The sequence below is a fragment of the Castellaniella daejeonensis genome, from assembly GCF_039523555.1.
GTDB classification, from domain to species: domain Bacteria; phylum Pseudomonadota; class Gammaproteobacteria; order Burkholderiales; family Burkholderiaceae_B; genus Castellaniella; species Castellaniella daejeonensis.
The window spans coordinates 1-9,542 of the sequence record NZ_BAAAFN010000003.1 but is presented as its reverse complement, the minus strand read 5'-3'; the positions used below and the strand labels follow the sequence as shown (position 1 = coordinate 9,542).

Genomic DNA, 9,542 nt, shown 5'->3' with positions numbered 1-9,542 from the left:
ACCATCATTGCCCAGGTGGGTCAGATTTACTCCGACGGGGTGGGTCAGTATTACACCGGCGCTAACACATTGAGCACATCACTCAAGCAGATAGCGTCATGGAGTCCAATGGCGGAGATCCTTGGTTCAACGTCGTTCACTGTGATTCTTGCGGCCACGTCTACGGCGTCTTCAACAAAGTTAGTTACGGGCCGCATCCGCCGAACCTGGGGCAGGGCGGCGGGCGCAAAAAAGCCGCCCGAAGGCGGCTTGGGGTGGCTGTCTGCGGATCAGCTTTTGGGCGGCGCCACTTTCAGGATGGCAGGATCCTGTCCAGCCACCGCTGCGTCTACGGCAACATCGGACAGACGCACGATAAACGACGCTCCGGCCGGTGCCACCAGGACTCGATCGGTAACCGGGTGATTATCGATATAGGCGGCGCCCACGCCGAACCGGAATTCTTCCTTGGTGTCGTTCGTGACCTTCACCAGGACCGACAGATTCATAGACCCAAACGTGTCCTTTTTCGCGCTAGCAATCTTCTTCTGCAGGGCGTCAGGGACAGCCAGGGCCAGCACTGCAGCGGCCAGCGCCGCGATCCTCATTCTCCTCATCGTGCCCTCCTGTTGTTCGAAACAGTTACATTCTGACCGAGAGGCGGCGGGCCAGCAAGCGCGGCGTGTCGCACGGCAGATGGGCACAAAAAGCCGCCTCGCGGGTGGCTGGGGGTGCTGGTGCTGGGGTGGTGCCCAAATGGGTCAGAAACCGCTCGAAACCCGCTTCAATGCTAGGTTAGGGGGGGCGGTGCCCTGCTGGGGGTGGAGTAGGGCGCAGGTGCTGCAGGAGCAACAAAAATGTGCAGGTGCTGCAGGAGTTGTAAAAAAGCGCAGGACCTGCAGGAGTGGCAGGCCGATGCCGGCGAAGGGGCGGGGGGGGCCGGTATCGCCCGGCGGCTGATCCATCAAATGACCATCAAATAGGGAGGGCGCGGCTACGCCGGTTTTCGGGACGGGGCGGCTGAGTGAAGGGTGGGTAGAAAAAAGTCCGCAGGATGGGCTGATTTGAAGTATCGACGATGCTAGCGCGTGCCGGCACGCCCCTTCTGGGCTGATGGTTTGGCTCCAGACTTTCTTAGGCGAACAGAGTTTGGGGAAACGTAAGTTACTCCATTGATTGTGATGTTTGCTGTAATGCTAGACGGCTTATGCACGATGAGTTCGTTGCCGATGATATGGAAATTGCAGAACACAAGCCCATCTTCATTTGGCGTCAGCCCTTCCGCCGACCCATCTATTGAGGCGCCTCCAACAATCCTATCATCAACGCATACGCTAATTTTTACATCACCAGCGAGTTGATCTGGGGTGCCTATCACGGCTATTGCTACAGAAAACTGATGGAACTCGTATGGGAAGACATCGACCGAAATTGATGACTGAAATACGCCAATGTATGTGAATTGTCCATTTGCTTCCGGGCGAATGGTTTCACAAAAAGTTGGATAAAACACCAAAGGCGTTTCTTTTTTGTTATTCGGTTTCATTGTCTTCTATAGCATCAATGATTTGATCACATGTAACGCCCAGCGCATCAGCCATTCTTCTGATTGTGCTGCTTTGCATGTCGCCGCCATTTCTCTCGAGTCGAGCAATGTACGATTGTTGGGTTCCCATTGCGGCTGCGAGCGAAGCCTGAGAATGGCCGCTAGCAAGCCGAAGCGAAGCCAGTGTGTGTTTGGCTGTGCTGTTTTCCATCATTGAAGAGGCCAACTTGCGCCTTGCGCGCGCTAGAGCGGCTGCTCGCTTCGGGTCAGACTCTCGATCCGCGATGATGCTGTGGATGCTTCTTCCACGCCCAAAGTGCGGCAGAGGAACGTCCGTCTCGAAAGACATGCGCAGAGCTACTACCAACCACCCTTCAGAGTGGGCGGGGGTTTGTTTAATAGGATGGTATGCCAAGGGCATCATAATCCTTGACAATTCTTTGGAAGTGTGGGTGCTGTTCGTCATAATTTATATCTCGCCGAATAATTCCGAGTATGTGATACGAGTCGCAGCGGCCATCGTAGGCATAAACAACTCGCCAGCCAATCAGGCCGCCGCCATTCTCGGGAAAGTCCCATATCTTCAATCTGTGCAAATTCCGACCGCGATGCCATTGAACAACAATTCTGTCCGCTTCAACGGTCGGCTCGCTGTGGCGCATTTCCCTCCTGCGCCACATCCTGGAAAGGAACTCCTCGTCGTACGCGATTTCTTCGAGCGCAGCCTCAATGAGGGCGACTGCGTCTTCAGCGTCTGGCTCCTTCGATTCCCACATCTCGTCAAGATCTTGCTCGGCTGCAGGTTCGACGATTACAGAGTGCATTATATCTTCTTAGATATGCAGTTGGGAGGGAGATTTGTAAACGAGCCTCGCTGATGAGGTTCTTTCTTGGCATTAAGAATCACTTATAACCTATTGTTTAGTTTGAGTGTTTTCAAAGTATCTCCGCCCCACACCCCAACCCCACACCAGAAGGCGCGGGCCCAAAAGTGAGACGCTATGGGCCGCGCTGCGATCTACTAAGGGCTTGGCTTCTAGTCTTCTACCAATGCCTTGCTATTGATCAGCTTTTGAGCCAGGTCCTCCATGGCTCTTTGCACGGCCTCTTGCGTGGCGACTTCCACAACGTCCATCCCTTTGTCGCAGCTTCCTGCTCCGTCCTCATGATTTCCTTGACCACGCACCGTGGTTCGAATCGCTGGTGTCCCGTCCGGCCTGAACGCGCTGACCCGAATCGAGATTTCAGATGTGGATTCGGGCGTGGCCATCCAGAACCCAGGGTTGAATTTCAGTCGCGGGGCAAATTCATCCAGCTTGAAGTCAAGGAAGTAGGTTCCGGGCCTTTCTTCCCGCGTTTCCACACGAGATACAGACCTGAAAGCCGGCTCCAGGGTGCGCATGATGGATTCGGACACAGCAGTTCCTGGAGTGATGGTGTAGTTATGCGCGCCGCACACGAATCCAACATTCACCTTCTTAGACATCTCGGCCAGCTCGGGATCGATCCGCACGGCCGCATCGGCATTGATGCGTCGCGTAGGCATGACCTCTGCTGCTCCACTGACGCTCTGGATTTGCCCTTTGTATGCGCATGCTTGCAACAAAATGGTCAGCGCTGCGATGCCAAGGATTCTAAGCCTCATGGTTCTCCTCACATATCCACATTAATAATAAGGTTTTGTTACTTGCTGGCCCAAAGTAATCCTCTCGTCCTCGCCTATCAATCAGGGTTTCTCAGAGTCCGAAGCCGCACCAGAAAGCGCGGCCTCAGAACTCCTGGCTGCGCCACACCTTCAACACGCGCCCGATCACCTGGAAGTCCATCTTCTTGGTGATGTCGAACGGATCGTAGGCGTCCTTGTTCTCGGAAATCGCCCGTATCACTAGGCCGTTCTCGGTCGGGATGCGCTGCAGACGCTTGACGTATCCCAGGTTGTCCACGCGAAAGAAGTACACCGAGTCGAACTCGACGGTCGTCACGCCCAAGTCAACGAGCAGCGGATCACCGGGGTTGAACATGGGCTGCATCGAGTCGCCGAATCCGGTCACCACGCATAGATTCTTCGCTGCGCTGTAGGCTCGGACGTTTTTTGACAGCCATTCCTTGCTGACGCGCAGGTTCTGGATCACGCCCGGCTGATCCGGCAGATCCAGACCATTGCCCATCGAGCCGGCGGCGTCGTATTGGCGAATTGTGATGTCCGTGTTTGTCTTTTTGGGCTCTGTCGGCTGGCCGCCATCAGCCGCATCGCGCGGCTCCGTGCCCAGGGCCAGCCAGTCGCTGGTGACGCGTAGGCGCGCGGCAGCCTTGGCGTTGTTGATGGCGCTGAACGCCCCTGACTTGCCATCCAAGACCTTTTTGACAGCCTGATAGGACGTGTCGAGAGCGTCCGCCAATTCGTTGACGGTCACATTCGCGCGCTCCATCGCATCGGCCAATCTGTCTTTATATTCAACCATGGTTTAAAGGTAACCCATGTGGCAATAACTATAGTTGCATTGTTTGCATGAACTATGGTTCAATACGGGTATGAAAAAGACCGAAGCCATCGAGCGACTTGGCGGCTCGATTTCCTCAACAGCCAAAGCCATCGGGATCTCCTATCAGGCGGTCAAGAAATGGCCCGATCCGCTCTCGCGGCGGATTGCTGACCGAGTGCTGGCGGCTGAGGCGCGCGCGAACCGCACCCCCAAGGAGCCCGCCAATGTCTGACGCGAAACGCGCCTGCTGGTCGCTTGCGCTGACTTTTGTCGCCCTGTCATTCCTGGTCTGGCTTTCCTGGCATGGAGGCTTGTCGCGTGACCTGATCCTCATGATCCTTGGCGGCAGCGTCTACGTGCTGATCCACGGCCTGCTGGGCATTCTTTTCCCTCTGCGTCATGACGGCCCAGTAGCAAGCGATCCTGTGCTTCCAGACTGATGAGGCCGATTACACGGGCCAACTGCGGGTTGCGTTGCGGATCAAAGCCACATCGCAACTGAACGGGGCGATCGACGAGTTCTCGGCCATCGCCGAGGCGCAGGCGCCCGTCTGGAAGGGCGATCACTTCGACATCGAGCACACCCGCAATCCGGCGTGGTGGTATCTGTGGTTTGCGATGGGCAAGACCATTGAAGGCGAGGGGCGCGTCTACGGCGCAGGCCTGACCGAGCAGCAGCTCGACATCGACGCGATCCGGGCCTGGGCCGCGTGGTGCGATCTGAAGAAGCTGACGTTCGACTATGTCCTGGACCGCAAGATGAGCAGCGCCCAGGTCTTGCAGATGATTGCGCGTGCCGGCCGCGCCTCGCCCACGTGGCAAACCGGCGGCCTGGGCGCCGTGTGGGATGCTGCGGATGCGCCAGTGGTCGCGATGTTCGGGCCTTTCAACATCAAGGCCGGCAGCTTCAAAGTGGCGTACATCAATGACGATACGCCCGACGAGATCGTCCTGAACTTTGCCAACGAAGACCGCGATTATCAGATGGACGAAGTGCGAGTCGCGGTGCCGGGCGCCACGACCACGAACAATCCCTTGCAGCTTGATCTGGATGGCTGCACGGTCGCCGACATGGCCGGCCGCGAAGCCAATCTGATCGCCGCCTCGCAGGTCTGGCATCGCCGGCGCACGACCTGGGAAACGGATATCGAGGGCTTGGTTGCCAGCCGCGGCGACGTCGTCCAGATCAGCCACGACCTGACTGTCTGGGGGTATTCCGGGCGCCTGGTGGGGCGGTCTGGCAACCAGATCATGCTCTCGCAATCCATCCCTACGGGCTCCGGCACGATGATGCTGCGCGACCCCGAGGGCAACATGAAAACTGTCGTGGTTGCCGGGATTGCAACCGATACCGACACCGTCACGATCACCAGTGACATGACTGGGTTCGCGTTGCCCGGCGACGCGGGCTTTGAGGATGTGCCGGCGCTCGACTGGGCGTTCTTTTTCGATCCCCTGGAGACCCCGGGGCGGCGGTTCAAGATCGTGGACGTCCAGCCGACCCAGGATGGGGTGCGGTTCTCCGCCGTGGATGACGACCCCGAATACTACGCTTCGGAGACGAACCCGTACGGCTACACGCCCCCGCGCGATGGTCAGTATCTGGCCGGCGTGGTGTTCGGCATCACGGTCACAGAGGGCATCATCAATGTCCTGGCCGACATCAACAGCGTGCAGATCGGCTGGGCGCTGTCGGTGGCGATGCCGGTGGATGTCGTGATCGCGGTGAACGGCGCCGCACAGCCCGCCGTGCGCGTTGTCGATCGGAAGATGACGATCCAGGCGCAGACGGGCGACGTGCTGGACATCACCGTGACTCCGGTCTCGGCTATCGGGCGGGGAAAACCCGCGATGCGCAGCTACACGGTTCAGGGCCTGCGCGCACCGCTGCCGGCGGTGACGGGATTGACCAGCGTCTTCAGGGACGGCCTGACCGTGCTGACCTGGGGCCGCGTGGTCGATGTCCGTCAGCCGGACTACGAGATCCGTGTCGGCGAGTCCTGGGCGAACTCGCGCACGGTGGCGGTCACGCCCATGCTCGAATCACTGACGGCGGGCAACGGCCTGTATTGGGTCGCGGCGCGATACGTCTACAAAGGGCAGGCGATCTACGGCGTGCCCGATAGCCTGCTGGTGTCCGGTGCTGCTCTGGTGCGCAATGTCCTGCTGACCGAGGTCGAGGATCCGGCCTGGGATGGCGTGCTCAGCGAGGGGGCGTATGTCTGGGATGACAAGCTGACGCTGGTGGGTGCCGGCGACGTCCTGGACGAGGCCGACATCCTGGCCGTGCGTGACGTGCTGTGGTTGGGCGGCGCGCAGCCGCGCGGTGTGTATACGTCTGCACGGACCGTGGATATCGGTTTCGTGGCACCGGTGCGGCTGGACTTCCATATCGATGCCTACGCGCTGAATTTTGGCGAGGACGTACTGTCGATGGATGACGTCTTGTCCAATCCGGACATCTTGAATGCCTCGAACGCGCAGCATTGGAAAGCCACGCCGCAATACCGGACCGCCGGCGAGGATGGGGTCTACGGGCCGTGGTTGAACTACACGCCCGGCCTGGTCAATGCGAGGTATTTCCAGGTCCGCATCGTGATTGAGACTGACGAACCGCTGATCGTGCCGTTTGTCGAGCATTTCACTTGGATCGTGGACGTGCCGGATCTGATCCAAAAGGCCGAAGGCATCACGGTGCCGACTACAGGCCTGCGGATCGAGTACGAAAAGGTTTTCCACGCCGTGCCGAACGTCCAGATCGCACTGTTCGATGCCGTGGACGGCGACCGCTATGTCCTGACGAATTCGGACGAAACCGGGTTCGACATTCAGATCTTCAACGCATCTACCCCGAAAGCCGCCGTCATCAACTGGCTGAGCCAGGGATTCTGATTTTCCTTCGCATCAACCCCGGCCCGCCCTGAGCGGGCCTTTTGTTTTGGAGTCGACATGACCCAAGAAGCTGTGCAAATCACGACCACACCGCCTTTGCCTGGGCTGCAGCTCGTGCAGGACATGAATAAGGCCCTGGAAACCATCGCGACCGATTTCGCGGGCAGCACCGATCCGGCGGCTATGGCCTGGGCGTACTCGACTTGGGCTGACGCCGGCACGGGCACGCTCAAGCGCCGCAACGCTGCCAACTCGGCATGGGTGATCGAGGGCCGGCTGCTGCGCGCGCACCTGCCCATGTATGCCCAGGCCGACGTGCCGGCGCTGGATATCGGGCCGATCTACATCATCGGCAAGGGACCGGCGGAATGGGTCGGGGCTGCGTACAAGCCGCTGATCTCCGGCATCCCCGGCGCCACCTTCGCCGAAGTCGACACCCTGACAGCCGACGAGGGCCCGATCATCGTCACCGACCACGGCGGCGCGGTGTACGCCTGGAATGGCACGAAATACGCACCACTGATCGCAGACGAGACCTACGCGGGCGCGGTGAAGCGCGCAACGACAGTGCAAGCGCAGGGGCTGACCGACGACACCACGGTGCTGACGCCGGAGAAGCTGGCTGACGTGATGAATCAGCCCAAGTGGTTGGACGTGACCGCTTCCCGGGCTTTTAACACCGTCTACACGAATACCCGCGGGCGACCTGTTGAGGTTTGCATCACAGGTGGGGCCACTGGCGCGGGTGGGTTTTTCACTGTGAACATAGATGGTGCACCACGGATTCGGAGTACTCCTGGGTACACCGCCGACAAGACAACGTCTGTGACGTTTACGGTGCCAGCCGGCTCAACATATCAAGCCGTGCCGACTGTCTGTAATCTGTCCCTCTGGAGTGAACTGCTGCCATGAAATACTTCAAATCCCCCGCCGGCGAGGTCTTCGCGTTTGAGTCCGATGGTTCTCAGGATGCATGGATCAACCCTGATCTCGTGCAGATGACGCCCGAGGAAGTCGAGGCGCACCTGAATCCGCCCCAGGCGCCCTACATCCCGCAGGTCGTGACCCGCGCGCAGGGCAAAGCTGCATTGATCGGCGCAGGTCTGTGGGATGACGTCCTGGCCTACGTGGACGGCATCGCTGATCCGACCCAGCAGGCCCTGGCGCGCGTGGCGCTGGACGACACAACCGAGTGGCGGCGTGACTCGCCGTCCCTGGCGACCGCAGCAGCGGCGCTGGGGCTGTCTGATGATGATCTGGATGGGCTGTTTGTGGCGGCAGCGGGGATCGTGCTGTAGAAGCAGTGGGGGCTACATTAGTCGTTTTCCATTGCCCCCACAGCCGGAGTTCCGAGCCTGGCAATAGATATACCATTGCGCATCAAGACACGCTCGAGAACGTAGAGGCCGTGAGGAACAAAATCATGCGCGCTGACAAAGCGTGCAATTTGTTTAGTGTGTAGAGGGATTGTTTGGAATCCCGCGCTTTCATAATTCTTGTCACGCCCGGTTAGCGGCTCGATCTCGGTAGTGAAATTCACATCAATCTCAAATACTGCCGATAGCCCAATTTCTAGGTTTCTTTTGTCTAGGAAAAAGTCGTAAAAAGCAGTTCGCAGCGCTAGATGGTACAGATCGTCGTCAATACCTAGCTCCTCGAGTAGCCCTCGTTTGAAACAAAGTTCGAGGTCCACACGGCCGAAGGCATCTTTGTCAGTTTGCGATAGCCCCTCATTCATCGTGACATGATAGAGAGAGTTCTCGCCGCTGACCTTGGTTGACCGCTTGCTTAGGACGATTTCTCGTCCTTTGATCCCTTCGCATATGAGTACAGCATTTATACCAAATGACGTGAGGAACGGACGGTACTTTAGAAAATCATCGTCCCAGTATCGAACTTTAGATATCTCGTGACCCTCCGCCTTGAGGTCTCGATAGATAGACCTAAAGACACGGTGCGTGAAGTAATCAGTTCGGAATAGGTTTATTTCGACTCCTGGCTCCTCGTCTTCGCCAAAACGAGTCTGACGAAAATCAAAGATACCGTATTTTTCACCGTTGAAATGAAAGCCACTTGATTTTGAAATAAAATCATTTGCAACGGCGACTTTATTCTTATTGATTCGCTCTACGAGATCTTCAATGCCCGTGATCTCTGCTAGTTCAGAGAAATCTGATGTTCCGTTAAAAGATTCGTCTGGCCGAAATTGGGCTCGTTGTATGCCTGAATAACCCGCTTCCGCTTCACGTTTGCGCAATTCTTCTAGTTGCTTTTCGGGAAATGATATGAATAGCCCCTTCGGGCGCCCGAGGTTGGAGGCTTCCCGTAAGAAGATGTTCTCCTTTGTGTACTCAGGGTCTCCGTTGGCAATGTCCAGCACGTTGATTCCCTCCTTCCGTGCTGTGTAGGCCTTAATCGCGCGTTTGAGCCGCATTCGCGAAATCGCTCGTTTGCAGTACGCGTAGAGTCGTTGAGCAGCATACAGAAGCAGGGATCCGGCCAATAGGAAAAAGAGTTCGGCAGACCCATCGTTTTCAATTTTACTGAGCAGGTTCTCAAGCATTTTATCTATCTAGTCGTCCCTGAAGAATTCATTTTCGCCGCATCAAGCCGGATTTCCGGCGCTCTGAGGCGTCCAATTC

12 protein-coding genes are annotated in these 9,542 nt (G+C 57.6%); 5 read left to right on the top strand and 7 right to left on the bottom strand.

Annotation, left to right across the window (positions count from 1 at the left end):
- Positions 1 to 269 precede the first annotated feature (269 nt).
- From ABD022_RS00250 to ABD022_RS00230, 6 genes are all read right to left on the bottom strand, one after another.
- Positions 270 to 587 (bottom strand): DUF7424 family protein, encoded by a 318-nt coding sequence (locus tag ABD022_RS00250; RefSeq protein ID WP_343819481.1) that lies wholly within the window; start codon positions 585 to 587, stop codon positions 270 to 272.
- A 473-nt stretch (positions 588 to 1,060) separates the two neighbouring features.
- Positions 1,061 to 1,525 carry a hypothetical protein gene (locus ABD022_RS00245; RefSeq protein ID WP_343819480.1) on the bottom strand — a complete coding sequence of 155 codons (465 nt, stop codon included), beginning with the start codon at positions 1,523 to 1,525 and terminating at the stop codon, positions 1,061 to 1,063.
- Positions 1,512 to 1,736 carry a helix-turn-helix domain-containing protein gene (locus tag ABD022_RS14820; RefSeq protein ID WP_425545186.1) on the bottom strand — a complete coding sequence of 75 codons (225 nt, stop codon included), beginning with the start codon at positions 1,734 to 1,736 and terminating at the stop codon, positions 1,512 to 1,514. Before ABD022_RS14820 ends, ABD022_RS00245 begins: the two co-directional genes overlap by 14 nt.
- A 184-nt stretch (positions 1,737 to 1,920) precedes the next feature.
- Positions 1,921 to 2,349: a hypothetical protein gene (locus tag ABD022_RS00240; protein WP_343819478.1), complete on the bottom strand. Its 429-nt coding sequence runs from the start codon at positions 2,347 to 2,349 to the stop codon at positions 1,921 to 1,923.
- A 212-nt stretch (positions 2,350 to 2,561) separates the two neighbouring features.
- Positions 2,562 to 3,170, bottom strand: a complete 609-nt coding sequence (locus ABD022_RS00235; protein ID WP_343819477.1) for a 3-isopropylmalate dehydratase small subunit — start codon at positions 3,168 to 3,170, stop codon at positions 2,562 to 2,564.
- Positions 3,171 to 3,294: 124 nt separating this feature from the next.
- Positions 3,295 to 3,987, bottom strand: coding sequence for a LexA family transcriptional regulator (locus tag ABD022_RS00230; protein ID WP_343819475.1), 693 nt, complete (start codon positions 3,985 to 3,987; stop codon positions 3,295 to 3,297).
- Between the two features lie 70 nt (positions 3,988 to 4,057).
- Here ABD022_RS00230 and ABD022_RS00225 point away from each other — a divergent pair, with 70 nt between their 5' ends.
- From ABD022_RS00225 to ABD022_RS00205, 5 genes are read left to right on the top strand one after another with little or no spacing between them, the layout of a single operon-like run.
- Complete coding sequence (locus ABD022_RS00225; protein WP_269360197.1) at positions 4,058 to 4,240, top strand: helix-turn-helix domain-containing protein; 183 nt, start codon at positions 4,058 to 4,060, stop codon at positions 4,238 to 4,240.
- Positions 4,233 to 4,448 carry a hypothetical protein gene (locus ABD022_RS00220; protein ID WP_343819472.1) on the top strand — a complete coding sequence of 72 codons (216 nt, stop codon included), beginning with the start codon at positions 4,233 to 4,235 and terminating at the stop codon, positions 4,446 to 4,448. The genes ABD022_RS00225 and ABD022_RS00220 overlap by 8 nt, the downstream gene beginning before the upstream one ends.
- Before the next feature lie 34 nt (positions 4,449 to 4,482).
- Positions 4,483 to 6,900, top strand: a complete 2,418-nt coding sequence (locus ABD022_RS00215) for a host specificity factor TipJ family phage tail protein (protein ID WP_343819470.1) — start codon at positions 4,483 to 4,485, stop codon at positions 6,898 to 6,900.
- Positions 6,901 to 6,957: 57 nt separating this feature from the next.
- Positions 6,958 to 7,812, top strand: a complete 855-nt coding sequence (locus ABD022_RS00210; protein ID WP_343819468.1) for a hypothetical protein — start codon at positions 6,958 to 6,960, stop codon at positions 7,810 to 7,812.
- Positions 7,809 to 8,198: a hypothetical protein gene (locus ABD022_RS00205; RefSeq protein ID WP_343819467.1), complete on the top strand. Its 390-nt coding sequence runs from the start codon at positions 7,809 to 7,811 to the stop codon at positions 8,196 to 8,198. The genes ABD022_RS00210 and ABD022_RS00205 overlap by 4 nt, the downstream gene beginning before the upstream one ends.
- A gap of 17 nt (positions 8,199 to 8,215) precedes the next feature.
- Here the strand turns inward: ABD022_RS00205 and ABD022_RS00200 are convergent, their stop codons facing one another.
- A complete protein-coding gene (locus ABD022_RS00200) occupies positions 8,216 to 9,463 on the bottom strand; it encodes an NUDIX hydrolase (protein ID WP_343819465.1) in 1,248 nt (415 codons plus the stop codon).
- Positions 9,464 to 9,542 lie beyond the last annotated feature (79 nt).